Raw genomic sequence first — 26024 nt, forward strand, 5'->3', positions numbered from 1 at the left:
TTTCGAAGAATGCGGCGGCGAAGGGCAGGGGGATGACCCGCCGCGCGCTGGCCGCAGCCGCTGCCGGCTGTGCCCTGGCGCTCGCCTCGGTAGCGCCCGCCGCCGCCCAGACGCCGGTCAAGTTCACGCTCGACTGGGTCTTCCAGGGGCCGACCTCGCCTTTCCTCGTCGCACTCGACAAGGGCTACTACAAGGCCGAGGGGCTCGACGTGACCATGGATCCCGGCCAGGGCTCGGCCGGCGCCGTCCAGCGGGTCGCGACCGGCGCCTACGATATCGGCTTCGCCGATGTGAACTCGCTGATCGAATACAACGCCAAGAACGCCGGCAAGGAAATCCTCTGCGTCTTCATGGCCTATGACTTCCCGCCCTTCGGCGTGCACGCGCTGAAGAAGAGCGGGATCACCAAGCCCGCCGATCTCGCCGGCAAGAAGCTTGGCGCCCCGGTCTTCGACGCCTCCTTCCGTCTGTTTCCGGCCTTCGCCAAGAAGGTCGGCATCGACGCGGCGAGCGTCCAGCACGTCAACCTGACGCCGCAGCTGCGCGAGCAATCGCTGGTGCAGGGCACGGTCGACTTCATCTCCGGCCATTATTTCTCGTCGATCCTCGACCTGAAAGCGCGCGGCGTGAAGGCCGAGGATGTCGTCTCGTTCAACTACTCCGACTACAAGATGGATGTGTACGGCAACGGCATCATCGTCTCGCCGGCGCTGGCCGCGAAGCCGGAGGTCGTGACCGGCTTCCTGCGCGCCACCGCCAAGGCCTGGAAGGAAGTTGCCGCCAATCCGGCGCTCGGCATCGCCGCCGCCAAGAAGCGCGACCCGCTGATCGACGAGAAGCTTGAGGCCGAGCGCCTCGACATGTCGCTCAAGATGAACGTGTTGACCCCTTACGTGAAGGAGAACGGCATGGGCGATGTCGACCCGGCGCGCTTCGCCCGCTCGGTCAAGGACGTGGCCGAGGCCTTCGGCCTGCCCTCGGCGCCCGAGCCGGACAAGGTCTTCACGGGCAAGTTCCTGCCGCCGAAGGCCGAGCGGATGGTTGCGCCTTGATTCATGAAGGGTGCCGAAGAGAGCGATGAGCGGAATGACGAATGCGGGGAACCCTTCTCCCGTGTGGGAGAGGGGCAGGGATGAGGGCCTGCCTTTCCCGCAGAAGGCGCAGCCGCTCCTTGTCGTATCGACGATGACCCGCAGTCCCTCACCCCTGCCCCTCTCCCATCCGGGAGAGGGGTTCCCCACGCCTGCCGGTGATGACGCTGCCTATGCTTGACAGTTCGGAACCACCGCTCGTCGAACTGCGACAGGTCAGCCTCGCCTATGGCAGCGGGCCCTCGCGCATGCTGGCGCTGGAGGATGCGACGTTGTCCATCGCCAAGGGCGAGTTCATTGCCGTGGTCGGCCCTTCCGGCTGCGGCAAGTCGACCCTGATGAAGCTCGTCACCGGCCTGCTGCCGCCGAGCGGCGGCGAGGTTCGCGCGCACGGGCAGGTGGTGAAGGGGCCGATCCGCGGCGTCGGCATGGCCTTCCAGGCGCCGACGCTGATGCCCTGGCGCACCACGCTCGACAACATCCTGCTGCCGCTGGAGGTGGTCGAGCCGCACAAGCGCCGCTTCCGCGCCAACAAGGCCGAATACGTCGCGCGTGTCGAGGCGCTGCTGGCTTCTGTGGGCTTGGGCGGTTTCGGCCAGAAATATCCCTGGCAGTTGTCCGGCGGCATGCAGCAGCGCTCGAGTCTCTGCCGCGCGCTCGTCCACGAGCCCGAGATCCTCATGCTCGACGAGCCTTTCGGTGCGCTCGACGCCTTCACCCGCGAAGAGCTCTGGAGCGTGATGCAGAAGCTCTGGATGGAGCGCCGCTTCACCGCGGTGCTCGTCACGCACGATCTGCGTGAGGCGGTCTATCTCGCCGACACCGTCTATGTGATGAGCCGGCGCCCCGGTAAAATCGTCAAGATCCGCAAGATCGAATTGCCGCGTCCGCGCACGCTGGAGACGACCTTCGAGATCGAATTCGTCGACATCGTCCACGAACTGCGCGAGCGCATCCACATGGAGCATGCGTGATGCGGCCTCCGGTTGGACAAAGATCATGACGGAGAGACAGAAGCGTCTTTTGCTTGTCGCCATGCCCTGGCTCGCCATGGCGGGGCTGCTGCTGCTCTGGGAACTGGCCTGCATCGTCTTCGACGTGCCGGAAATCCTGGCCCCGCGTCCGAGCCGGATCTTCGAGACGATGGTCCAGCGCTGGGACATCCTGCTGCGCTTCTGCCTGGAGACGCTCTGGACCACGATCATCGGCTTCGCGCTGGCAATTGGCTTCGGCCTGCTGCTCGGCCTCGCCATCGGCGCATCGCCCTTCATCTATGCCGGGCTCTACCCGCTGCTGATCGCCTTCAACGCGATCCCGAAGGTCGCGATCGTGCCGATCCTGATGATCTGGGTCGGCGTCGGCGCCTTGCCGGCGGTGATCACCGCCTTCGTCATCTCCTTCTTCCCGATCGTCGTGAACGTCGCTACGGGGCTTGCCACCATTGAGCCCGAGATGCGCGACGTGATGCGCTCGCTCGGCGCGAGCCAGTGGGAGATCCTGACCAAGGTCGGCGTGCCCCGCGCCATGCCCTATCTCTTCGCCAGCCTCAAGGTGGCGGTGACGCTCGCCTTCGTCGGCTCGGTGCTGTCGGAGACGGTGGGCGGCAATCGCGGCATCGGCTTCCTGATGTTGTCCGCCGGCGCGCGCAATGACGCGCCGACCACCTTCGCCGGCCTGTTCTCCATCGCCATCATGGGCATGGCGCTCTACGCGCTCTGCGCCCTGGTCGAGCGGCGGATGACCCGCTGGGCGTTTCGCGCCGAGATCGTGAGCTGAAACGGGCAGTTTGCCCTGAGAGCCACGCCGTCATCCCGGACAAGCGGCGTAGCCGCGACGATCCGAGATCCATCGTAGAGCGTAGCGGTCTCCGATGGATCCCGGGTCAAGCCCGGGATGACGTCTGAACTCGCCCGGAGGCTTCCAGGCGCCTACGGCGTCGCGACATAGCCGTCGCGGCGCGGATCGGCGGCGCCGGTGAACACGCCCGTTGCCGGATCGACCGCGACCGCCTGCATGCCGCCGCAGCGCATCGTCCAGCCGACATCGAACGCCTTCGCATCATGGCCGCGCCGGACGAGTTCGGCGATGGTCTCCGGCGCGATCCGGTTCTCGATCTCGACGAGGCGTCCATCCCAGAGCCGGGCGCGCGGCGCCTCGATCGCCTCCTGCAGCGGTAGCCCGAAGACGAGATGCTGCACCATGGCCTGCGCCTGCGTCTGCATGATGCCGTAGCTGCCGGGCGTGCCGAGCGCGAGCACCGGCTTGCCATCGCGCGTCGAGATCGAGGGCGACATGCACATGGCCAGCGCATCGCCGGGCTTGGCCCGGTTCGGGCTGCCGGTCTGCACATCCGCCCAGTACAGGAAGTTGTTGAGGCAAAGCCCCGTGCCGGGCACCACGACGCCGCTGCCGAACGGGCTGCCGAGGCTCTGCGTGATGCAGATCAGGTTGCCCTCGTTGTCGGCGATTGAGAACGAGGTCGTATGCGCCGGATCCTCCTTCTCCTGCGGCGTCCATTGCTCGGTCGGTCCCGTCACCGGCTTGCCGTCAGTGAGGCGCTGGCGCAAATGCGCGACGGAAGCCTCGGACAGAATCTCGGCGAGCGTCTCCGGGCTTGGATTGTTGTGGGCGATGCGCTCGCCCGCCGCGATGCGGATCGCGCGATAGACGAGGTCGAGATGGTCCGCGCCGTCCCTGGGAAGCGACGCGAGATCGAGACCTTCGAGCAGGCGCAGCGTCAGCAGGAACTGGAAGCCTTCGCAGGGCGGCGGCGGCACATGCACCGAAAGCCCTTTGAAGCTCGCGGCCAGCGGCTCGCGCCACACCGTCTTCACTGCCGCGAGGTCGGCCATCGTCATCGAGCCGCCGAGCGCCTGGAGATGGGCCACGATCGTCTCGCCGAGCGTGCCGCGGTAGAAGTGATCCGGTCCCTTTTCCGCGATCTCGCTCAGCGTCCGGGCGAGATCGGATTGGACCAGCAGCGAGCCGAGATGCAGGGCGCCATCGGGCTGGTAGTTCTTCGACCAGGCCGGATAAAGCGCCGGGTATGTCTTCAGAAGCGGGTCGTTCTCCTCGAACTCCGCCGCGCCGAATTCGGCGAGAGCGAAACCGTCTCGGGCGAGCGCGATAGCCGGCGCGAAGATCTCCGGCAGCGATTTGCGGCCATAGATCTTCACCAGCTCGCACCAGCCGGCGAGGTTGCCGGGCGCGGCGACCGAAAGGGCGCCGCGTTCGAGATCGGAGCGCTTGCTGAAGAGCTCGACCGGGAAGCTCGCCGGGATCGGCGGCACGAAATCGAGCACCCGCACCCGCTGCTCGGCTGCGACCCATAACGTCGCGAAGCCCATGCCGGCGAGGCAGGACATGAAGGGCTCGACGACATTGAGCGCTGCGGCTGTGGCTGCGGCGGCGTCGAAGGCGTTGCCGCCCTGGGCCAGCAGCCGGGCCCCGGCCTGGGCTGCGAGCGGATGTGCGGCGGCGACCATGCCGTGGCGGGAGGTCATGGTGGGGCGGCGGCCGTGCATCTGCGCGTTCTCCTCATCGTGCTTTTGCACGATCAGAGCATGATTCCGCCGCTAGAACAGGCTGCCTTGCCCATCATCGACGGGACGCCGGGTCGCTTTGCGCGCATGGCTCGCCGGCTCGGCCGCGGGAGGCTCCGGCACCGTCTCCGCCATTGGCGCCTGCACTTCCGGCCCGTCATGCGCCACCTTGTTGACGGCGGGTCCGATCGCGACCGGCTCCAGCAGATCGTCCGGTGGCGGCTTGAGCAGGCGATTGATCTGCTGCGGCGCGGCGCCCGGATCGAGCCAGGCCTCGTGGTCGCGGGGATCGAGGATGACCGGGCAACGGTGGTGGATCGCGGCCATGGTGCCGTTGGCCGGGCCGGTCATCATCGCGACGGTGTCGATCTCCGAACCATCAGGCGAATGCCAGGTTTCCCAGAGCGCCGCGAAGGCGAAGAAGCCGCGATCCGGCCGGCGGAACAGGAAGGCGTCGGCGCGCGCCTGCCGCCCCGTCCCGGAGCGGCGCCATTCGTAGAAGCCGTCCGCCGGCAGCAGGCAGCGCCGCCGCGTCAGTGCGTGGCGGAAGGAGGGCTTCTCGGCCGCGCTCTCCATGCGGATATTGATGACGAGCGGGAAATCCTTGGGGTCCTTGACCCAGCCGGGAATGAAGCCCCAGCGCATCAGCAGGAACTGCCGCGCCCCGTCATGCAGCCTGACGATCGGCACGGGCTGCGTGGGCGCGATGTTGTAGCGCGGCGGAAAATTCGGCTGCTCGCGATAGCCGAAGCTCGCGCGCATCGCCTCGGGGGGCAGGGTGATCGCATAGCGTCCGCACATGGCGCCTGTTTAGCGCGATAGCGGCAGAGCAAAGCAACACTTTGTTGGGGTTTGGCCCACCATAGTCGCGGCGAGTTGGGGCTCAGGATGACCGTCTCCGCGACGCAATTGCAGGCCGGCGAGGCGGCTGATCGGATGGACGGGCTCCGCGCCCCCCGTCTCTCGACCGATTTCCTCAACCGCTACAGCGAAGCGTTGATGCTGATCGAGATGGCGGAAAGCGACGACAGCGTCATCGAAGACCTGCAATCCTGGCGAAACCTCTGCTATCGCGGGCATTTCGAGATATCGGCCCTGCGCTGCGCCGCCGAGGCGCTGGTCGCCTATGACCGGCTTGACCCGGCGCGGCGCAAGAGCTTCGAGGAGGTCTGCCGTTCCATGGCTCGCCTCGTCGCGACGGTGACCGCGCTCCTCGTCGAGAAGCCGCGCCCTGCCGAATTGCCGACGATCATCGAGGTGGCGAGCGAGGCCTTGCGCAGGCTCATCACGCGCTCCACCCAGTTCATCAACGCCAATGGCACGATCGACATCGCGACCTTCGACGATGCCAGCCTGCAAGGCGAGATCGACGCGCTGCTGGCGCGCTGATCAGGCGCTTTGTCTCAGCATAGATCTCTCCGAAAAGTGGATTCCACTTTTCGGTCCGATGCTAGCGCTGCGCGCCGACGAGGAATTCGCGATTGCCGTCGCCGCCCTCGATCGGAGAGGGGATCGGCCCAGAAACGGTGAAGCCCAGCTCGCCCAGCAATCCGACGATCTCGTCGCAGACCTGAAGCTGGATCGCCTCGTCCCGGACGATGCCCTTCTTCAGCGCCGCCCGCCCGGCCTCGAATTGCGGCTTGATCAGCGCCGCGATGCCAGCCGAAGGCGCAAGCAGCGCCGCGACCGCCGGCAGCACGAGCTTGAGCGAGATGAAGCTGACATCGATCGCCGCGAGGCTCGGCCGCTCGGGCAGTGCCTCGACATCCAGCGTGCGGATATCCTGTCCCTCGAAGCTGGTGACGCGCGGGTCTGACCGCAGCGAAGCATGGAGCTGGTCACGCCCGACATCGACGGCGACGACATGGCGTGCACCGCGTTTCAGCAGCAGGTCGGTGAAGCCGCCGGTGGACGAGCCGACATCGAGGCAGGTCAGCCCCAGCGGATCGAAGCCGAAGGCATCGAGCGCGCCCGCCAGTTTCAGCCCGCCGCGCGAGACGTAAGGATGCGGCGCCTGCGCGGTCAGCACCGCATCAGCGGCCACCATGTCGGAGGCCTTGCGCACGGGGGTGCCATTGGCGGTGACGAGCCCGGCCGCGATCGCGGCCTGCGCACGGGCCCGGCTCTCGAAGAAGCCGCGCTCGACGAGCAACTGGTCGGCCCGGCTCTTCATGGCAGGGACGTCAGGCCAGCTTCACCGCGCTCGGCGTGCCCAGCGCAGCCTCGACGGCCTTGACGATACCGGCGGCATCGAGCCCGGCTGCCGCATACATGGCGTCCGGCTTGTCATGGTCCTGGAAGATGTCGGGCAGCGTCAGGCTCCGGATCTTCAGGCCGGCATCGAGCGCGCCGTTCTGCGCCAGCAGATGCAGGACATGGCTGCCGAAGCCGCCGACCGAGCCTTCCTCGACCGTGACGAGCACCTCGTGCTCGCGGGCGAGCTTGAGGATCAGCGCCTCGTCGAGCGGCTTCGCGAAGCGGGCATCGGCGACCGTGGTCGACAGGCCGCGCTGCGCCAGCAGTTCGGCGGCCTTGAGACATTCGCCGAGGCGCGTGCCGAGCGAGAGCAGCGCGATCCGCGTGCCCTCGCGCACGATGCGGCCCTTGCCGATTTCGAGGGGCAAGCCGACATCGGGGATCTCGACGCCGACGCCTTCGCCGCGCGGATAGCGGAAGGCGATCGGCCCTTCGTCATAGGCTGCGGCGGTCGCGACCATATGGGTCAGCTCCGCCTCGTCGGCGGCCGCCATCACCACCATGTCCGGCAGGCAGGCGAGATAGGCGATGTCGAAGGAGCCGGCATGGGTCGCGCCATCCGCGCCCACCAGCCCCGCACGATCCAGCGCGAAGCGCACCGGCAGCTTCTGGATCGCCACGTCATGGACGATCTGGTCATAGGCGCGCTGCATGAAGGTCGAGTAGATCGCGACGAAGGGCTTGTAGCCTTCGGTCGCGAGGCCGGCCGCGAAGGTCACCGCATGCTGCTCGGCGATACCGACATCGAAGGTCCGGCCCGGAAACTCCTTGCCGAAGGCGTCGAGCCCGGTGCCCGACGGCATGGCGGCGGTGACGGCGACGACCTTCTCGTCCTCCCGCGCCTGCTTGATCAGGGCCTGCGCGAAGACGTTCGTGTAGCTCGGCGCATTGGCCGGCGCCTTGGCCTGCAGGCCGGTGACGGGGTCGAACTTGACGACGGCGTGGTACTTGTCGGGCGTTGCCTCGGCCGGGGCGTAGCCCTTGCCCTTCTGCGTCACGACATGGACAAGGATCGGCCCGTTGCCGGCGTCGCGAACATTGCGCAGCACCGGCAGCAGATGGTCGAGATTATGCCCGTCGATCGGCCCGACATAGTAGAAGCCGAGCTCCTCGAACATCGTCCCGCCGGTCCAGAAGCCGCGGGCATATTCCTCGGTGCGCCTCGCCTTGTCGTGGAAGAAGCGCGGCAGCCGCTCCGCGAGCTGCTTGGCGACCTCGCGCAGCGAGCGATAGGTACGGCCTGAAACCAGCCGCGCCAGATAGGCCGACATCGCGCCGACCGGCGGGGCGATCGACATGTCGTTGTCGTTGAGGATGACGATGAGCCGCGAATCGAGCGCGCCGGCATTGTTCATGGCTTCATAGGCCATGCCGGCCGACATCGCGCCGTCGCCGATCACGGCGATGACGTTGTTCTTGCGGCCGGCGAGATCGCGCCCGACGGCCATGCCGAGACCAGCCGAGATCGAGGTCGAGGAATGCGCGGCGCCGAAGGGGTCGTACTCGCTCTCGGCGCGCTTGGTGAAGCCCGAGAGGCCGCCGCCCTGGCGCAAGGTGCGGATGCGGTCGCGCCGCCCGGTCAGAATCTTGTGCGGATAGGCCTGGTGGCCGACATCCCAGATCAATCGGTCGCGCGGCGTGTCGAAGACATGATGGAGCGCCACCGTCAGCTCGACCACGCCGAGCCCGGCGCCGAGATGCCCGCCGGTGACGGAGACGGCGTCGATGGTTTCCAGCCGGAGCTCATCGGCGAGCTGGCGCAGTTGCGTGTCGTCGAGCCTGCGCAAATCGGCCGGGGCTTGGATCGTGTCGAGGAGCGGCGTGACAGGACGGGGCACGAGGCAATGTGATCCTTCGGTGAGATCACCTGAAATAGAGGTTGCGCGGCGCGCTGGCAAACCAGAGGTGGGGATCGGTCTGCGCATAGCAAGCGCCGACTCATCCCACGAAACGGGTGGCTCCCGCGCCAGCAACGCCGTTCAGTGCCCTCAAGACCGCTTTCGAGGACACCAGGCGATGGAACCGACCGATACCGCACCGCTGCCGATGGCATTCCGCCGCATCGGCTGGTCCAATCTCTCCGCCCAGTTCTCGGAGCAGATTGCGCTGGCCGCCGCGCCCTTGGCCGCGGTTCTGCTGCTCTCGGCCGGGCCGGCCGAGACCGGCTGGCTGCAGACGGCGCAGACCTTGCCGTTTCTCCTGCTGTCCATTCCGGCGGGCCTGATGGTGGACCGTGCCTCGCGGCGCCGGCTCATGGTCGGCACGGAAGCGCTGCGCGCGCTGTCGCTGCTGGCGATCCCCCTGCTGCTGGCCCTGGGCAGCCTCAACCTGACCTGGCTTGCCATGCTCGGCGCGCTCGGCGCCATCGGCACGGTCTGCTACAGCGTGGCGGCCCCAGCCTTCGTTCCCTCCGTGGTGCCGCGCGCGCGGCTCGCGGATGCCAATCGCTGGCTGGAGCTGGCACGCAGCGTCGCCTATGCCGGTGGACCGGCGCTGGGCGGGGCGCTCGTCGGCTGGATCGGCGTCTCGACGGCCTATGGCCTGGCCGCCGCACTCTCCATCCTGGCCGTGCTCCTGCTCGCCGGCCTGCCAAAGGATGAACCGCCCTCCGGTCAACGGCGGCATCTGCTGCATGATCTGGGGGAAGGTGCCCGTTTCGCGGTTGGCCACGACCTGCTCAGGCCGATCCTGCTGACGGCGGTCTTCTTCAACATCTCCTGGTTCGTCTTCCAGGCGGTCTATGTCGCCTATGCGGTCCAGAACCTCGGCCTGAGCGCAACCCAGGTCGGCGTCACGCTCGGCATCTACGGCGCGGGAATGATCGTCGGCGCTGCTCTCGCGCCCGCCATAGCCCGGCGCGTCTCTTTCGGGACGTTGATCCTGCTCGGGCCCTTCGCCGGTCTTTGCGCGGCCGGCGTGATGCTCGCGACGCTCTGGTTTCCGTCCATCCAGCTGGTCGGCGCGAGCTTCTTCCTGTTCGGTGTCGGGCCGATCATCTGGACGATCTCCACGATGACCTTGAGGCAGGCCGTCACGCCCAATGCGATGCTCGGCCGCGTCTCGGCCTTGATCATGACGGCGACCTTCGGCGCCCGTCCACTGGGCGCCGCGATCGGAGCCTCCGTGGCGGCGCATTTCGGCATCGCCGCCTGCCTGGGTCTCGCAACCGCGGGCTTTCTGGTTCAGCTGCTCGTCATCGCCTTTTCGCAGGTGCCGAGATTGCGGGACCTGTCCGAGATCGCCTGACGGGTTGTGGCTGCTGGGAGGGAAGGTGTCATCCCTCCGGCAGCGGAATGAACTCCTTGTCGTCGCCCGGTACGGTGTCGAAGCGGCCGGTCTTCCATTCCTGCTTGGCCTGCTCGATGCGCTCCTGCGAGGAGGAGACGAAATTCCACCAGATATGGCGCGGGCCATCCATCGGCTCGCCGCCGACGATCATCACGCGGCTTTGATCGACGGCGAGGATCGAGATGCGGTCGCCGGGCTTGAAGACCAGGAGCTGGCCGGCGCCGAACTCGTCCCCGGCGATGTCGACCTTGCCCGAGACGATGTAGATCGCGCGCTCGTCATAGTCCGGGTCGAGCGGCAGGATCGCGCCGGGCGAGAGCACCGCCTCGGCATAGAGCGCCTCCCAGGGGAATTTCACCGGCGAGCTCTGGCCATAGGCGGACCCCATGATCAGGCTGATGCGCTTGCCGCCTTCGACGATGCGCGGCAGCATGGGCGCGCCGTGATGCACGAATTCCGGCGCGACCTCCTCATGCGATTTCGGCAAAGCGAGCCAGGCCTGGATGCCGTAGAGCTTGGGGCCGCTGGCGCGTGCCTCCATTCCGGTGCGTTCGGAATGGACGATGCCGCGCCCGGCCGTCATCAGGTTGACCGCCCCCGGCTTGATCGCGAGCGCCGTGCCCAGCGAGTCGCGATGCATGATCTCGCCGTCGAAGAGATAGGTCACGGTCGAGAGCCCGATATGCGGATGCGGACGCACGTCGAGCCCTTCGCCGAGATGGAACTCGGCCGGTCCCATCTGGTCGAAGAAGATGAAGGGGCCGACCATGCGCTGGCCGATCGCGGGCAGCGCCCGGCGCACCTGGAAGCCCCCGAGGTCATGGGAGCGGGGCACGATCACCTTCTCGATCGCCTCGCAGGAGCGGGCATCGCCCAGGATGGGATCTTCGGCTGGCAGTTGCGACATGGCGGCCTCCTGTGTCGGCGAGAGCCTACCCCGATCGCGCTGGCGGGCAAGGCTGTTCAGGCGGCCGCCGCTGCCGGTGCCGGCGCGGCCAGGCGCCGCAGCCGCGAGGCGTAGTAGTCGCCTGCGGCCTTCAGGGCTTCATCGTCGGCGCGACGGGCGTCGTAGACGAGGAAGGGCTCGGCCCAGGCGAGACCGCAGCGATGCGCCGTCGCCTGCAGCGGGAGCAGGAGTTCCGTCAGCGGGAAGAGATTGACGCCTTGCGGTGCATAGGCCGTCTCGACATTGCCCGCCGTCGCCGCGACCAGCAGCGGCCTGCCGGCGAGTTTGGCGCCCTCCGTCTCATAGTCGAGGTAGAACATCCGCGTCAGCACGACATCCTGCCAGGCCTTGAGCAGCGGCGGTGTCGAATACCACTGGACCGGAAACTGCAGCACGATGCGATCCGCCGCGACGAGCCGGGCGGCCTCGGCGTCGGCATCGATCTGCCCGTCCGGATAGAGCGCATGGAGATCGGCGATCTCGGTATCAGGCAGATGCTGCGCTGCCTCGACGAGCGCCCTGTTGGCACGCGAAACCGAGAAATGCGGGTGGAACAGCAGGATCAGGGTCTTGGTCATGGCATCCTCCTTCGGAATGAGCAGAGGATGGCCGCGCCAATAAAATTACTCCAATGGATGATCGATATATCATATTATCCATTTCATGAATTTAAGGTCGGTCGATCTGAACCTGTTGGTGGTGCTCGACGCCCTGCTCGACGAGGCGCATGTCTCGCGTGCGGCGGATCGCATCGGCCTGTCGCAACCGGCGATGTCGAGCGCGCTGGAACGCTGCCGCCAGCTCTTTGGCGACCGGCTGCTGGAGCGCGGTCCCGGGGGGATGGTCCTGACGCCAAAGGCCCATGCGCTGGCCGGGCCGGTGAAGGACATTCTGGCGAGCACGAAATCCCTGCTCGACCGGAACGAGCCGGATCTCATGGCGATCCGGCAGACCGTGCGGGTCGTGACGGCCGATTATCCGGCCGTGGTCATCGCCCCCGAGCTGCATCGCCGCCTGGCGCGGACGGCGCCGGGCATCACGGTCGTCCTCATGCCCTGGCATGGCGCAGCCGCCGCGCTTGAAGGCCTTGGGCGCGGAACCATCGATCTGGCGATCTCGGTCTTCCCGGTCGTCGAGGCCGATTTCACCCGCCGCGAATTGCTTCGGGAGAGCTATCTCGTCGTGATGCGCCGCGGTCATCCGGCGGCGGCCGGCTTCGATCTCGAGGGCTGGCTCGCCCATCCGCATGTTCTGGTTTCGGGGCGCGGCGACACGAAGGGGCCTCTCGACGAAGCCCTGGCGCGGATCGGGCGCGAGCGCCATGTCGGCATGGTCGTGCCGAACTTCACGATGGTGCTGCCCTTGGTGGCCGGCTCCGACATGATCGGGCTGTTGCCGAGCCGCTGCCTGCAGGATGGCGACGACGCGTTCGTCACCTTCCCGCCGCCGCTTGCCGTGGAAGGCTTCCCGCTGCACAGAGCCTGGCACAAGCGCCGCGCCGGCGATCCAGCCGTCCAGCACGTCGCAAGGCTGATCGAGGATCTGATCCTCGCGCTGCCGGTCGGAGGCTGAGATTGCCGTCGGCGAGCGGCAGGCCTAGCGCAGGGAGGCGGCTGCGGCGCTCGATTTCAGGCTCATCAGGATCTTCAGGCCGTTCCGATGGCGTTCCTCGCCGGTTTCGCAGGTCTTGCAGATCCCGCCGACATAGAGGCCGCTGACGACCGTCTCGGCGAAAAGGCCGGATTTGTAGTTGTGCCGCGCATCGGTCTCGACGCGGTACCATTCTCGCTCGCCCATCCGCACGATCTCCAGCGGCTTGCGAATCTCGGCGTCCTTGCTGGTCGAGCGCAGCGCGGCGCGCAGGCGGGTGTAGCGGTCGAGAGGCGAGGCATAGAGCGCGCGCAGCCTGGCCGCATCGTCGGCGCCCTCGATCTCCTTCGAGCGCATCAGGATGGTGCAGGTTTCCTGCGTCTTCCTGCAGGCCTCGCTGTCGCAGACGAGCTGCACGCGGCGAAGTCCGGTTTGCGAGACCTCGCCCTCCGGCGACCCGTCAACGTGCCAGCCCTCGGGGAGCTCGACCGAAAGCCCGTGCGGCATCACGATGGTCTCGGCGTGAGAGGTGGCGGCCGCGACGGACAAGGCCAGCGCCGCAAGCGCTGTTGCAATGGAATTCGCGAGCGGCTTCGTCACGTGCCTGCCTCCGGCCGATGGCTCCCCCCATCGATGCGATGATCGACGATGCGCTGGAAGATGGCCAGCTTGTCGCCGTCGAGCGCGCGCAAAGGCAGGATCAGCGGCTCGCCTTCCCGCCGCAGCAGGATGAGATGGTCGCCCTGGCGTTCGATCCGCTCGAACCCCTTCCAGTCGAAGCGGTTGCAAAAGCCGTCCTGCCAGGTTTCGAGCGTCTCGTCGTAGAGCCGCACCTCGTGCTCATAGGCTTGCACGCGCTTCTGCATCTGCCGGGCGAGCTGGCGCGCATGCCGGCGTCTCATCCAGGGATGGAGCAGGATGACGGCCGTCATGATCGCCCAGAGACCGAGCACCCATTTCCAGAAGGTGCTCGCGAACATCTCGACGAACAAGGGAAAGGCATAGCGGAAGGGCACCCTCTCGGGATCGAGAAGCCAGAGGACGCCGAAGAGCAGCGGGGGGATCAGTGCCGCGACAAGGAAGGCGAGGATAAAGCCGCGCCTGCGCCGCCGCCGCGTCCCCGGGCGCTCCATCTGCCAGCCGAGCGCGACCGCGCGATCATCCTCGGTCAGCTCGAAACGCGCGGTCAGCAATGGTTCGCGCCCCGGTGGCGTTTCCAGCTCCGGAAAGGCGCGGGCCGCTCCCGCGCCATCGACATGACAGGAGGCGGCCCATGCTCCGATCTGCGCGACCTGCTCCCCGGATAGCGCGCTGCGGGGCAGGGCGAAGACATCCTCGATGTCCTTCAACCGGATGAAGAGATGGGTGGGGCTTTCGGAGATGCCGCCGATGCGGCGGCAGGCGAGCGCGCTCCCGCGGCCGGGCAGGGTCACGGCGATGCCGCCGGGCTCGAAGCGATAGGCGTTGCCAATGGGGCGGTCGAGCCGTTCGTCGCGATACCAGCGCTTCAGCCGGCTGCGAACGAGCGCCGGCTGGATGAGGTAGTAGACCAGCATGGGCCCCGCGACGACGAGGATCGGCAGGCCGCCGAGACCGAGCAGGTCCGCGCCGAAACGCGACAGGAAAGCGCGGGCGCCCAAATGGCCGCTTTCCTGCCAGGAAGAGTAGTAGGCCATCGCCAGAAGCGCGATAACCACCCAGATCAGCAGATGGAGCTGGCGCCGTCGTGCCGCCGCGAACAGATCGGCATAAGCGAAGAGCGCGGCCGCGACCCGGTCTTCGAGGCGAACGGGAGCCTCGATCGTGAAAGCCTCGGGAGGATCGGTTGCGTCAGCGCGGCGGATCGTCGGCGTCGTGCGCATCCTGCCGGTCGCCTCCGCCCTCTCAGTTCTCGACGTCGAGCGGTGTCGTGCCCGTGGGCTTGCCGTCCGCACCGAGGGTGATGCGCTCGATGCGGGCTTCCGCCTGCTTCAGCAGCGCGTCGCAGCGCGCCTTCAGTGCCTCGCCGCGCGTGTAGATCGCGATCGATTCCTCGAGCGGCACGTCGCCGCGCTCGAGCCGCGCGACGATGCCTTCGAGTTCCTTCAGCGCCGCCTCGAAGGGCAGGGCGGCGACGTCGGCATGGGGAGTGCCTTGGGTCTTGTCTTCGCTCACGGGCCTGATTCCTGTTTGAGGCAAGCTTATCGGTCGGACGGCGCCCCGTCGCAACCCGCGAGCCGGAATTAGATCCGCCGGGCTCAGACCGGCAGGGCAGAGGTCTTCTTGATCGTCCGCAGCGTCAGCGTCGACTGCACGCGCGTCACGCCAGGCAATTGCGTGATGATGTCGGTGTGGATGCGCTCGAAATCGGCGCTGTCGCGATAGATCACGCGCATCAGATAATCATGCGCCCCGGCGAGCAGGTGGCATTCGAGGATCTCGGGCAGGTTCTGCACGGCCTGCTCGAAGCTCTCCAGCGAGGCCCGGCCCTGCTGGTCGAGCGTGACGAAGACGAAGGCCGTGCCCGGAAAGCCGGCGATCTTGTCGTCGAGCATCATCGCATAGCCACGGATCAACCCGCTTTCCTCGAGCTGCCGCACGCGCCTGAGGCAGGCGGAGGGCGACAGGTGCACCTTCTCGGCCAGGTCCGAATTGGTGATGCGTCCGTCTTGCTGCAGGATTCGCAGGATCGTGCGGTCGCGCGAGTCGAGTTCGATCGTCATGGTGCCGGAATTGCCTCCCGCGCGATCAATCGTCGCAAATTTTGCCGGATGCAAGCAATCTTCTGCCTCGCTCGTCGAGGAGCCCGGTACGATCCGCGACGATCCTCCGGAAGGCCGCATGAAGCTGCCGTTGCGGCATCCTGGCTCAAGCCTGCGGGAAGACGAAGGGCTGCCCCTCGAAGGCGTCGGCTCCGCGGCCGATCCGCTCGATGGCGCGGATCATCCGGCCACCCCGTCCGAGGTTGGCGTCGGCGAGTGCGACGAGGCGGGCATTGGGCGTTGCCGAGGGCGAGGCGGCGCGCAAGGCCTCCGCCGCTTCCGCCTCGTCCCGCTCAGGCGCGAGCGCGCAGGCGGTGATGTAGGCGGCCGCGGTCGAGCGGCTGATCCCGGCCCAGCAATGGATCACCAGCGGCGCAGCGCGGTCCCAGTCCCTGACGAAGGCGATGAGCCGTGCGATATGCTCCTGCCCCGCCAGCACATGCCCCTCCATCGGCTGGCTGATGTCGGACATGCCGAGGAAGAGATGGCGGCTCTCCGCGATGCCGGCGGGCCGCTCGACCTTGGTGTCGGTATTGATCAGCGTGACGAGATGGCTGGCGCCGCAGGCCGCGACCGTGGCGTCGAGCTTCGACAGGGGCGAGACGTGAAGGGTGGGCAAGCCGGCGACTCCGCTGCCGCTCTCTGGCGGGTTCGAACCAGACGATAGCATGATCGACAGCGATGCCGCCCGTATGACATGGGGCTCGCAGCGACCGGTCCACAATCGCGAAGGCCGACATGAATCTCTGGTTCCGCCTGATCTGGCTCCTCGCCACCTTTCGGATGCGCCCGCGCCTGGAGATGCCGGGCGGAGCCTCTCTCTTGCCGTTCCGCGTCTGGTTCCACGATCTCGACACCAGCCTGCACATGAACAACGGCCGCTACTGGACGCTGATGGATCTCGGGCGCACTGATCTCGTCCTGCGCAGCGGCCTGTGGCGCGCGATCCTGCGAAATCGCTGGGTGCCGGTGGTCAATGCCGGGACGATTCGCTTCCGGCGCGAGATGCGGCTCTTTCGTTCCTTCAATCTCGAGACGCGCATCCTGTGCTGGAGCGAGAACTGGCTGGTGATGCAGCACCGCATGCTGATGCAGGGCCGGGACGGGGGTGAGATTGTCGCTGCCGTCGCGCTGGTGCGGGCGGCGATCTACGACCGGCGGGCGAGGGCCTATGTGCCCGTCGAGCGGCTTCTCGCGGAGATCGGCATCACCGCGCAAAGCCCGGCGCCGAGCCCCGAGGTCGCGGCCTTCCTGGCATCGGAAGAGGTGCTGCGCGGCGCCGGCGCAAGCGAGCGCTGAGGGCTGGAAAGCTACTCCGCGGCCAGCCGCGTCGCGCGCCACTGCGCCAGCAAGGCGCGCAACGCCGCCGGCTTCAGCGGCTTGTTGAGCAGATGGGCGTCGAGCGCGTTCGCCGCCTCGCGCACATGCGGCGTGCGGTCGGCGGTGAGCAGGATCGCCGGCATCGGCGTACGGGCATGGGCCCGCAGCGAGCTGATCGCGGTCAGCCCATTGCCATGGTCGAGGTGATAATCGGCGATCAGCACGTCCGGTTCGTTCTTGCCCCCGACATGCGGCAGCGCCTCTTCGAGCCCTGCCGCGATCGTCACCCGGCAGCCCCAGCCTTCGAGCAGGCGCTTCATGCCGTCGAGGATCGCCGGCTCGTTGTCGATCACCAGGAGCCGCATTCCGGCGAGCTGGCCGGCCGGGGACTGGCGCGGAGCCGCGCCGGTCGTCATCGCCGGCAGCGGCGCGGTGCGCGGCACCATGAGCGAGAAGCGCGTGCCGCGGCCGGGCACCGAATCGAGCGTCAGCCCATGGTCGAGCGCGCGGGCGATGCGCTGGACGATCGACAGGCCGAGCCCGAGGCCACGCGCCACCCGCGCGCCCTGGTCGAGCCGCTGGAACTCGCGGAAGACGGTCTTCTGCTTGCTCTGGGGAATGCCGAGCCCGGTATCGATCACCTCGACCGCGACCTGGTTGCCTCGGCGCCGGCAGCCGATCAGCACCTTGCCGTTCGGCGTGTATTTGATCGCGTTGGAGATCAGGTTCTGCAGGAGGCGCCGGAGCAAGCGCCGGTCCGAGCGCACGGCGAGCCCGGTCGGCACGAAGACGAGCTTCAGCCCCTTCTCCTGCGCGCTGGGCTCGAATTCGCGCTGGAGCTGGCGCATCAGCTCGTCGAGGCGGAAGGCGGTGAGCTCGGGCTTGAGGGCTCCGCCGTCGAGCCGCGAGATTTCGAGCAGTGCGGTGAGGATCTCTTCCACCGCGTCGAGCGAGGCATCGATGTTCTCGGCGAGGTCGGGCTGGCCGGCGGCGCGATCCCGCTCGACCAGCGAGGTCGCGTAGAGGCGCGCAGCGTTGAGCGGCTGCAGGATGTCATGGCTCGCGGCTGCGAGAAAGCGCGTCTTGGAGAGGTTCGCGGCCTCGGCCTCGGCCTTGGCGCGCTGGAGCTCCGTATTGACGTGGAGGAGCTCCTCGGTGCGCTCGGCGACGCGCCTCTCCAGGCTTTCATTGGCGCGTTCGAGCTTCTCCTCGCCGGCGACGGTCTCGGTGATGTCGGTGTAGGTCGTGACGAAGCCGCCATCCGGCAGCGGGTTGGTGCGGACCTCGATCACCTTCTTCGAGGGGAAGAGCTTGAGGCGGACCGGCTCGCGGTCGTTGACGAAGCTTTCCAGCCGCGCCGCCATCAGATCGTCCTGCGCGCCGTCGCCATAGGCGCCGCGTGCCGCGTTGAAGCGCACGATCTCGTCGAGCCCCGTGCCGAAGCGCACCAGCGAGGGCGGCAGGTCGTAGAGCTGGAGGAAAGCCTGGTTCCAGGCGAGCAGCCGAAGATCCCGGTCGAGCACCGTGATGCCCTGGCCGGCATGGTCGAGCCCGTGCTGGAGGATGTCGCGATTGTACTGCAAGGCCGCCGAGGCATCGTCGAGCAGCTTGAAGGCGGCCTCGGTCGAGAGGTTGCGCTTCTTCAGCAGCAGCGACAGCACCAGCCGCGAGGAGGCCGCGCCGATCGCCGAGGAGAGCAGGTGCTCGCCGAAGCGCAGCAGGTGGATATCGGCGTCGCGGGCGGGCTCGGGCGTTTCGCCGCGACTGTGGTTGAAGCTCTCGAAGGCGCCTTCCGTGCGCTCCCGGCCGAGATAGCGGGCGATGGTCGCCTGCAACTCGCCCTCGGTGACGCTGGTGCGCCAGAGCGAGAAGGTCTGCGCCATCGTCGCCCGGTCGGATTCGACGAAGGCGTTGGCCTGCAGACGCTCCATCGGATTGGCCGGCCTGAGCAGCGAGAAGCCGACATAGGAGAGGATGTTGAGCCCGAGGCTCCAGGCGACGCCGTGCGGCAGGGCCGGCATGCCGTCGAAGCCCAGCAGCGCTTCCGGCCGCAGCAGGTCGAGCCCGAGAAGGCCATGCGCGACGATCTCGCTCCACCAGCTCCCGGGAATGGCGAGGCTCGGCATCAGCAGCGTATAGGCCCAGACGGTCGTGCCGACGATGAGCCCCGCCGCCGCGCCCAGCGACGTGCCGCGCCGCCAGATCAACCCGCCGAAGAAGGCAGGCGCGATCTGCGCCGTCGCCGCGAAGGAGAGCAGGCCGATCGAGACCAGCGCCGCCTCGCCGGAGGCGCGGTAATAGGCATAGCCGAGCAGGATGACGAGGAAGATGCTCACCCGGCGGATGATCAGGATCTGTGAGCCGAGATCGCCGCCAGGATTGCCGTTGCCCGGCGTTTGCGGGCCGAGCGAAGCCTTCGCCTTCCTGGGCTCGCTGAGGGCCCGGCGGCCGCGCAGCAGCAGCGGCATGACGAGGTGGTTGGCGATCATGATCGCGATCGCGACCGAGGCGACGATCACCATCGCCGTCGCCGCCGAGAGCCCGCCGATGAAGACGAGAAGCGCGATCAGCCCGGCCTCGCGCTGGAGCGGCAGCAGCAGCACCGTCATGTCGCGATCGATGCCGCTGCCGGGCAGCAGGATCTCGCCGGCGGCCGCCAGGGGCAGGACGAACAGGTTGATCAGCACGAGATAGAGCGGGAACATCCAGGCCGCGCGGCGCACGTCCCGGGCATCGCGATTCTCGACGATGGTCATGTGGAACTGGCGCGCCAGCAGCAGCGCGGCGCAGCTCGACAGCAGCGTCAGCGTCAGGAAGCCCGGCCAGCTCGAGGTCCGGTCCCAGATCGGCGGCATGTCGGGTGCTGGCTTTGCCGCCTGAGCGAGCAGGTCGCCCATGCCGTCGAACAGCCCGTAGACGATGAAGATGCCGAGCACGAGGAAGGCGATGAGCTTGACCACCGATTCGACCGCGATGGCGAGGACGAGGCCGTCCTGATGCTCCGTCGCATCGATATGGCGCGTGCCGAAGGCGCAGGCGAAGCCGGCCAGCACCACCGCGACGAGGAAGGCGATATCGCTGAGGATCGGCACGTCATAGGCCGGGGCATGTCCGCCGGTCGCGGCGAGGAACACGGAGAGCGAATTCGAGACCGCCTTGAGCTGCAGCGCGATATAGGGCAGGGCGCCGATCACGGCGACGAGGCAGACCAGCGCCGCCACGCGCTCGCTCTTGCCATAGCGCGCGCCGACGAAATCCGCGACCGAGGTGATGTTCTGCGACTTGGCGATGCCGACGATGCGCGCGACGAAGCGATGGCCGAAGCCGATGACCAGGATCGGCCCGACATAGATGCCGAGAAAATCGAAGCCTGCGCGGTTGGCGAAGCCGACCGAGCCGTAGAACGTCCAGGAGGTGCAGTAGACGCCGAGCGCCAGCGCATAGATCGTCGAGCGCGCCCGCCCGGTCATCAGCCGCCGGCCGGATATGTCGGCGGTGTGGGCGACGGCGAAGAGCCCGCACAGATAGGCGAGCGCGACCAGTACGACGGACCAGGCTGGAATCACGATGCCATGTCCTGCGAGAGCGCCTGCAATCGGGGCCGAAAAGCTGCCGGCATGACCTTCCGTTTCAGGTTTCCCACCAGTCTAGCGATGTGTCTTCCGGCTTGCCACAGGTCATTTGTCCAAGTCGTCCCCCGAATATTTCGCGCAAACCGGGTCGAACGCGCCGAATATACCGCCTGCGGGCTTTTCCTGCCTGGGCTGCATGGTCTAGCCTGCGCCGGCCGATGGAAAAATCCGGGCGACTAAAGAAGGGGTGCAGCATGCTCGATGAATTCAAGAAATTCGCGCTGCGAGGCAATGTGATCGATCTCGCGATCGGTGTCGTCATCGGCGCCGCTTTCGGCAAGATCGTGGACTCCCTGGTCAACGACATCATCATGCCCTTTATCGGCGCATTGGGCGGTGTCGATTTCTCGAACTACTTCATCGGCCTCAACAGCGGCATCACCGCCACGACGCTGGCCGAAGCCAAGAAGCAGGGCGCGGTCCTCGCCTACGGCAACTTCATCACGGTCGCGGTCAACTTCATCATCATCGCCTTCGTGCTGTTCCTGGTCGTCAAGGGCATCAACACGCTCCAGCGCAAGCAGAAGGAAGAGCCGGCCGCGCCGCCTCCGAAGGCCGACGACGTCGTCCTGCTCACCGAGATCCGCGATCTGCTCAAGCAGAAGACGGTTTGATCGGCTGACGCCGCCGGTCGCGATTCATCACCGCGACCGATCGACCCGATCTCGCGATTTCATGCCCCGCCGCGCCGTCATCGGCTAAAGAAGGGCAGAACAAATCGCGAGGTCGAAGCCGATGAATTCCGCTCTCCCGACGGGCAGCACGCTGATCGCCGATCTGCGGCCGGAGGCGCGCGAGGCGCCCGAAAGCGGCATCGTCGAGGTGATGAATTACGGTCGCCTGCGGGAGGGTTTGATTCCGCTCTGGGTCGGCGAGGGTGATCTGCCGACGCCGGCCTTCATCCGGGACGCGGCGGCGCGCTCGCTCGCCGCTGGCGAGACCTTCTACACTTGGCAGCGCGGCATCCCGGAGCTGCGCGAGGCGCTGGCCCGCTATCACGAGCGTCTCTACGGGCAGACCTTTTCGCCCGAGCGCTTCTTCGTCACCGGCTCCGGCATGCAGTCGCTCCAGATCGTGGTGCGCATGATCGCGGGGCCGGGCGACGAGCTCATCATCCCGACTCCGGCCTGGCCCAATTTCGTGGCCGCGACGAGCGTCGGCGGCGCCAGGCCCGTCTGCGTGCCGATGGAGTACGACCAGGGCCGGTTTACGCTCGATCTCGGCAAGCTCGAGGCCGCGATCACGCCGAAGACGCGCGGCATGCTGATCAACTCGCCCTCCAACCCCACCGGCTGGACGGCGACGAAGGCGGAGCAGGAGGCGCTGCTTGCCCTGTCGCGCAAGCACGGCATCTGGATCGTCGCCGACGAGATCTATGGCCGCTTCGTCTATGACGGCTCGGCCCGCGCCCCGTCCTTCCACGACATCATGGCGCCGGAGGACCGCGTCATCTTCGTCCAGACCTTCTCGAAGAACTGGGCGATGACCGGCTGGCGCATCGGTTGGATCGAGGCGCCGGAGGCCTTCGGCCAGGTGATCGAGAACCTGATCCAGTATTCGACCTCCGGCTCGCCGGTCTTCGTGCAGCGCGGCGCCGTCGCGGCGCTGGACGAGGGCGAGGATTTCATCGCCGGCCAGATCGCGCGTGCGGCCGAGGGGCGCCGGATCGTCCATGAGGGGCTCAAGGCGACCAACCGCGTCTCGCTCGCGGCGCCGGTCGGGGCCTTCTACCAGTTCTTCACTGTCGATGGCCGCGAGGATTCCCGCAAACTGGCGCTGGATCTCGTCGATACCGCCAATGTCGGGTTGGCGCCGGGCACAGCCTTCGGCCCCGGCGGCGAGAAGGGCCTGCGGCTCTGCTTCGCCCGCAACGCCGCCGATCTCACGGAGGCGGTAGAGCGGTTGCAGAAGGCGCTGATGGCGGCCTGACCGCCCGCCACGCAAGGCGGCCCTGCGCGGGCCGGCGGCCGGCGCGGTTGACCGTTGCGCCGGCGATGGTCATGAACGCCCGGCGTCGCCGATGCGGCACGCTTCGGGGCAGAATGAGACTGTTCGGCTACCCTTCCTCGCGATTTGCGCTCCTCGGACGCGAGGCGGTCGTCATCGCGATCGCGGCGCTCGGGGGCGCCCTGTTCGCGACGCTCGGCATGCCCGCCGCCTGGCTGTCGGGGTCGATGCTGCTCAGCACCATCGTGTCGCTGATTCGCCCGCTGCCGGCGCTCCGGCGCCCCTGGTTCGATTCGACGATGCTGTTCTCGGGCACGATTCTCGGCTCGGCCGCGACGCCCGAGGCGCTGGCCGCGCTCGCGCGCTATCCGGCTTCGCTCGCGGTTCTGCTCGTCGGCGTCGCGGCGATCATGCTCGCGACCGGGGCTTATCTGCGCCATGTCGCGCGCTGGCCCTGGATCGACGCGCTTCTCGCCGCCGCGCCGGGCGCGCTCTCGACCGTTCTGGCGATCGCCCAGGCGAAGGGCGCCAATATCGGCCGCATCTCGGTCGTCCAGCTCTTCCGGCTGCTGGTCCTGGTCGCGTTCCTGCCGAGCCTGATGCAGGCGACCGGCACCTCGGCGGGCGCGCCGGCGCCGGTCCTGACGGCCGTCGGTCCCTCGACCATGCTGGGTCTGGTCATGGCCGGGTTGCTGCTGGGTCTCAGCTTCGAGCGCATCGGGCTCGCCGCGCCCTTGATGTTCGGAGCGACCTTCGCCAGCGCGATCCTCCATGGCAGCGGGCTCGTCGAAGGCAGCTTGCCGCAGCCGATCCAGATCGCGGTGCAGATCCTGCTCGGCTCGACCATGGGCGGGCGCATCGCCCATATCCCGCGCAAGGAGCTGCGCGGCCTGTTCCCGCTGGCGATCGGCGGCTTCGCCGTCTCGATGGGCGTCGCCTTCCTCTTCGCCTGGCCGGCGGCCTGGCTGGCGGGAGTGCCTTATGCCAGCGGCATGGCGGCTTTCGCACCGGGCGGGCTCGAGGCCATGGCGATGCTCGCCTTCGCCATGGGGCTCGACACGCTTTATGTCGGCGCCCACCATCTGGTGCGGTTCGTGGTGATCGGCCTCGCCATGCCGCTCGTGCTGATGCGGATCAAGGGCGAGAAGCCCGGCTCCTGAGTGCCGCCGCCCCGTTAGCGTTAACAGTTCATGACGATCCGAGCCCTTGATTGTGAAGTCGGCTCAAATCGGTATTCATCCGCTCCTGTTACGTCAGTTCATGCCGGAACCTGCCGGCGGGCTTCGGAACGCGGGGGCTTTCTCCATGGACATCGCAGTCAAGGCGCCGGCTGTCTGGCGCCGTCTCGCCAAGCCTGTCGCGATCATCGGCGCCGGCATCGCCGGGCTGACGGCGGCTTTCGATATCGAGCGGCGCGGCTTGCAGGCTGCGGTCTTCGAGACCGGCCGCGCGGTCGGCGGCATGGCTTCCTCCTTCAAGGATGCCGAGGGCTACACCTATGATTTCGGCGCACATTTCGTCAGCAACCGGCTGGCGGACGCGCTCGGCGCGAGCGAGATCTCGCGAACCGTCGGTCACTACGGCGAGGCGGTCTCGCTCGGCGGGCGCAGCTACAGCTACCCCTTCGGGCTGGCGGCGTCGCCGCGCTACGCGGTCAGCGCCTTCGCGGCCCGGTTAAGCCCCGGTAAGGTCGAGAACGCCGCCGACTGGTTCCGAAACGCCTATGGCGAGGCGCTGGCGCAGGATGTCGCGATTCCGCTGGCGGAGGCCTGGTCCGGCGCTCCGGCGAGCGAGCTTTCTCCGGCCGTCGGACAGAAGCTCTCGGCCGGGGTGATGAAGACGCTCTATCTCAAGGCCGCCTCCCGCGTCACGGGTCGTGCGGTCTGCAACGGCTATTCGCACGAGATGCCGGAGAGCCCGCGCGTCTATCATGTCTATCCGGAAGGTGGCGTCTCGCGGCTGCTGGAGCCGACGATGAAGCAGGTCGGCCACCGCATCGAACTGGAAGCGCGCGTCGAGCGCGTCTTCGTCGAGCGCGGCCGCGTCGCCGCCGTCCAGGTCAATGGCCGCGAGATCGGCGTTTCGGCGGCGATCAGCACGGCGCCCGTTCATGTCCTGCCGCGCCTCGTCGAGGGCACGGACCAGCTCGACGAGCTCGGCCAGTTCCGCTACCGGCCGATGATCTTCGTCAATCTGCGCTTCGAGGGCCGCAACCTGCTGCCCGACACGATGCTGTGGGTGCCGGACCGTTCGCAGCCCTTCTTCCGGGTAACGGAAGCTCCGGCCGCGATGCCCTGGCTCGCGCCGGAGGGGCGCACCCAACTGACCTTCGACATCGGCTGCGAGGTTGGCGACGCCCATTGGTCGATGTCGGACGAGGAACTCGCGACGCTCTGCCTTGAAGGGCTCTGCCGGATCTATCCGCATCTGCGGGCGCGCTATATCGGCGCCGGCGGGATGCTGAAGACGCCCTTCGCCTACCCGGTCTATCTCTCGCACTACGAGCAGCGGCGGCAGGCCTTCGCGCGCGGCACCGGCGTCGCCGGGCTCTACAGCATCGGCCGCAACGGCGAGTTCGCCCATCTGCTCATGGAGGACATCTACTGGCGCACGCTGAAGCGCATGCAGCATGTGGCCGATTATGTCGGGCAGGACGTGTAGCGCCCTGCCGCGCTGACCCGCTTGGGATCAGGGTCGCCGCGCGCCGTTGGTGTGAGTCATCACCGAATAGAGCGAAGTCGTGCCGCAGATGAAGAGGCGGTTGAGCTTCGGGCCGCCCCAGCAGACATTCGCGACGACCTCCGGGATCGCGACCTTGCCGATCAGCGTGCCGTCCGGGTGGTAGATGTGGACGCCGTCGGCGGCGCTGGTCCAGATCCGGCCCTCGACATCGAGGCGGAAGCCGTCGAACAGCCCGTTCGTGCAGGTGGCGAAGACCTTCGAGGCGCCGAGCGTCTTGCCGTCGGCGCCGACCGCGAAGGCGCGGATATGGCGCGGGCCGTTCTCGGGGTCGTGGCTGGCGCCGGTATCGGCGATGTAGAGGATGCTCTCGTCGGGCGAGAAGGCGAGGCCGTTCGGCTTGACGAAATCATCGGCGGCGATGGCGATTTCGCCGGTTTGCCCGTCGATCCGGTAGACATGGCAGGCGCCGATCTCGCTCGGCGACTTGTCACCCTCATAGTCGGTGAGGATGCCGTAATCGGGGTCGGTGAACCAGATCGAGCCGTCCGATTTCACGACGACGTCGTTGGGCGAGTTCAATCGCTTGCCGCCATAATGGCTCGCCAGCACGGTGACCCTGCCGTCATGCTCGGTGCGCGTCACCTGCCGCCCGCCATGCTCGCAGGTGACGAGCCGGCCCTGCGCGTCGACCGTGTTGCCGTTGGAATTTCGGGCGGGCTCGCGGAAGACGGCCGTCTGGCCGGAGAGGGCGTCGAAGCGCAGCATCCGGTTGTTGGGAATGTCGGACCAGACCAGCGTGTTGTGGGCGGGAAACCAGGCCGGCCCCTCCGACCAGCGCGCACCCGTCCAGAGCCGCTCGACCCGGGCCGAGCCTGGGACGATACGGTGGAAGCGCGGATCGAGAACCGAAACGCCTGTGCCTTCGAGCACGCCGAACATGACTATCCTCCCATAAGCCCTTTCCCGGAGCATCCCCCGGCGGCCTGGCC

The 26024-nt window shown here is 67.6% G+C and carries 24 protein-coding genes; 11 read left to right on the top strand and 13 right to left on the bottom strand.

From position 1 onward, the window contains the following. The first annotated feature begins 32 nt into the window (after window positions 1-32). From GY40_RS09410 to GY40_RS09420, 3 genes are all read left to right on the top strand, one after another. Window positions 33-1052 (top strand): ABC transporter substrate-binding protein, encoded by a 1020-nt coding sequence (locus GY40_RS09410; RefSeq protein ID WP_038362387.1) that lies wholly within the window; start codon window positions 33-35, stop codon window positions 1050-1052. A gap of 212 nt (window positions 1053-1264) precedes the next feature. Then, window positions 1265-2065, top strand: coding sequence for an ABC transporter ATP-binding protein (locus tag GY40_RS09415; protein WP_038362389.1), 801 nt, complete (start codon window positions 1265-1267; stop codon window positions 2063-2065). Between the two features lie 25 nt (window positions 2066-2090). Beyond that, the gene (locus GY40_RS09420; RefSeq protein ID WP_038362391.1) at window positions 2091-2867 is read left to right on the top strand and encodes an ABC transporter permease; all 777 of its coding nucleotides are present in this window, start codon (window positions 2091-2093) and stop codon (window positions 2865-2867) included. Window positions 2868-3019: 152 nt separating this feature from the next. Here GY40_RS09420 and GY40_RS09425 read toward each other — a convergent pair whose 3' ends face one another. Then, the gene (locus tag GY40_RS09425; protein WP_038361166.1) at window positions 3020-4615 is read right to left on the bottom strand and encodes a gamma-glutamyltransferase family protein; all 1596 of its coding nucleotides are present in this window, start codon (window positions 4613-4615) and stop codon (window positions 3020-3022) included. Window positions 4616-4666: 51 nt separating this feature from the next. After that, a complete protein-coding gene (locus tag GY40_RS09430; protein WP_038361168.1) occupies window positions 4667-5434 on the bottom strand; it encodes an SOS response-associated peptidase in 768 nt (255 codons plus the stop codon). An 87-nt stretch (window positions 5435-5521) separates the two neighbouring features. On the opposite strand from GY40_RS09430, the gene GY40_RS09435 reads away from it, so the two are divergent. Continuing rightward, window positions 5522-6022 carry a hypothetical protein gene (locus tag GY40_RS09435; protein ID WP_038361171.1) on the top strand — a complete coding sequence of 167 codons (501 nt, stop codon included), beginning with the start codon at window positions 5522-5524 and terminating at the stop codon, window positions 6020-6022. A gap of 61 nt (window positions 6023-6083) precedes the next feature. Here the strand turns inward: GY40_RS09435 and GY40_RS09440 are convergent, their stop codons facing one another. Continuing rightward, on the bottom strand, window positions 6084-6806 hold the full coding sequence (locus tag GY40_RS09440) for a TlyA family RNA methyltransferase (protein ID WP_038361174.1): 723 nt from the start codon (window positions 6804-6806) through the stop codon (window positions 6084-6086). Between the two features lie 10 nt (window positions 6807-6816). Further along, window positions 6817-8727 (bottom strand): 1-deoxy-D-xylulose-5-phosphate synthase, encoded by a 1911-nt coding sequence (gene dxs, locus GY40_RS09445; protein WP_038361177.1) that lies wholly within the window; start codon window positions 8725-8727, stop codon window positions 6817-6819. A 178-nt stretch (window positions 8728-8905) separates the two neighbouring features. Between dxs and GY40_RS09450 the strand changes: the two genes are divergently transcribed. Next, window positions 8906-10135: an MFS transporter gene (locus GY40_RS09450; protein ID WP_038361180.1), complete on the top strand. Its 1230-nt coding sequence runs from the start codon at window positions 8906-8908 to the stop codon at window positions 10133-10135. Window positions 10136-10163: 28 nt separating this feature from the next. On the opposite strand, the gene GY40_RS09455 is transcribed toward GY40_RS09450, so the two are convergent. Then, entirely contained in the window at window positions 10164-11084 is a 921-nt protein-coding gene (locus GY40_RS09455; RefSeq protein ID WP_038361183.1) for a pirin family protein, read from the bottom strand. A gap of 56 nt (window positions 11085-11140) precedes the next feature. Further along, on the bottom strand, window positions 11141-11701 hold the full coding sequence (locus tag GY40_RS09460) for an NAD(P)H-dependent oxidoreductase (protein WP_038361186.1): 561 nt from the start codon (window positions 11699-11701) through the stop codon (window positions 11141-11143). An 85-nt stretch (window positions 11702-11786) separates the two neighbouring features. Here GY40_RS09460 and GY40_RS09465 point away from each other — a divergent pair, with 85 nt between their 5' ends. After that, window positions 11787-12695 (top strand): LysR family transcriptional regulator, encoded by a 909-nt coding sequence (locus tag GY40_RS09465; protein WP_038361189.1) that lies wholly within the window; start codon window positions 11787-11789, stop codon window positions 12693-12695. A 24-nt stretch (window positions 12696-12719) separates the two neighbouring features. Here GY40_RS09465 and GY40_RS09470 read toward each other — a convergent pair whose 3' ends face one another. The 5 genes from GY40_RS09470 to GY40_RS09490 all read right to left on the bottom strand — a co-directional run bounded on the left by GY40_RS09470 (window position 12720) and on the right by GY40_RS09490 (window position 16073). Beyond that, a complete protein-coding gene (locus GY40_RS09470; RefSeq protein ID WP_197062717.1) occupies window positions 12720-13313 on the bottom strand; it encodes a hypothetical protein in 594 nt (197 codons plus the stop codon). Then, entirely contained in the window at window positions 13310-14575 is a 1266-nt protein-coding gene (locus GY40_RS09475) for a YcxB family protein (RefSeq protein ID WP_051987718.1), read from the bottom strand. The genes GY40_RS09470 and GY40_RS09475 overlap by 4 nt, the downstream gene beginning before the upstream one ends. Window positions 14576-14597: 22 nt before the next feature. Further along, a complete protein-coding gene (locus GY40_RS09480; RefSeq protein ID WP_038361192.1) occupies window positions 14598-14867 on the bottom strand; it encodes an exodeoxyribonuclease VII small subunit in 270 nt (89 codons plus the stop codon). A gap of 83 nt (window positions 14868-14950) precedes the next feature. Next, entirely contained in the window at window positions 14951-15415 is a 465-nt protein-coding gene (locus GY40_RS09485) for an Lrp/AsnC family transcriptional regulator (RefSeq protein WP_185747783.1), read from the bottom strand. A 145-nt stretch (window positions 15416-15560) separates the two neighbouring features. Then, complete coding sequence (locus tag GY40_RS09490; protein WP_038361195.1) at window positions 15561-16073, bottom strand: tyrosine phosphatase family protein; 513 nt, start codon at window positions 16071-16073, stop codon at window positions 15561-15563. 119 nt (window positions 16074-16192) lie between these two features. On the opposite strand from GY40_RS09490, the gene GY40_RS09495 reads away from it, so the two are divergent. Beyond that, window positions 16193-16753, top strand: a complete 561-nt coding sequence (locus GY40_RS09495) for a thioesterase family protein (RefSeq protein ID WP_038361198.1) — start codon at window positions 16193-16195, stop codon at window positions 16751-16753. Between the two features lie 11 nt (window positions 16754-16764). On the opposite strand, the gene GY40_RS09500 is transcribed toward GY40_RS09495, so the two are convergent. Then, window positions 16765-20340, bottom strand: coding sequence for a hybrid sensor histidine kinase/response regulator (locus GY40_RS09500; RefSeq protein ID WP_038361201.1), 3576 nt, complete (start codon window positions 20338-20340; stop codon window positions 16765-16767). A 260-nt stretch (window positions 20341-20600) separates the two neighbouring features. Between GY40_RS09500 and mscL the strand changes: the two genes are divergently transcribed. From mscL to GY40_RS09520, 4 genes are all read left to right on the top strand, one after another. After that, complete coding sequence (mscL, locus tag GY40_RS09505) at window positions 20601-21020, top strand: large conductance mechanosensitive channel protein MscL (protein WP_038361203.1); 420 nt, start codon at window positions 20601-20603, stop codon at window positions 21018-21020. A gap of 121 nt (window positions 21021-21141) precedes the next feature. Continuing rightward, window positions 21142-22335, top strand: a complete 1194-nt coding sequence (locus GY40_RS09510; RefSeq protein WP_038361206.1) for a pyridoxal phosphate-dependent aminotransferase — start codon at window positions 21142-21144, stop codon at window positions 22333-22335. Window positions 22336-22448: 113 nt separating this feature from the next. Then, window positions 22449-23513 (top strand): AbrB family transcriptional regulator, encoded by a 1065-nt coding sequence (locus GY40_RS09515; protein ID WP_051987719.1) that lies wholly within the window; start codon window positions 22449-22451, stop codon window positions 23511-23513. Window positions 23514-23658: 145 nt separating this feature from the next. Then, window positions 23659-25014, top strand: coding sequence for a protoporphyrinogen/coproporphyrinogen oxidase (locus tag GY40_RS09520; protein WP_051987720.1), 1356 nt, complete (start codon window positions 23659-23661; stop codon window positions 25012-25014). Between the two features lie 27 nt (window positions 25015-25041). Here the strand turns inward: GY40_RS09520 and GY40_RS09525 are convergent, their stop codons facing one another. Then, complete coding sequence (locus tag GY40_RS09525) at window positions 25042-25974, bottom strand: SMP-30/gluconolactonase/LRE family protein (protein WP_038361209.1); 933 nt, start codon at window positions 25972-25974, stop codon at window positions 25042-25044. Between the last annotated feature and the right edge of the window lie 50 nt (window positions 25975-26024).

This window comes from Allobosea sp. UNC402CLCol (genome assembly GCF_000745475.1).
Classification (GTDB): domain Bacteria; phylum Pseudomonadota; class Alphaproteobacteria; order Rhizobiales; family Beijerinckiaceae; genus Allobosea; species Allobosea spartocytisi.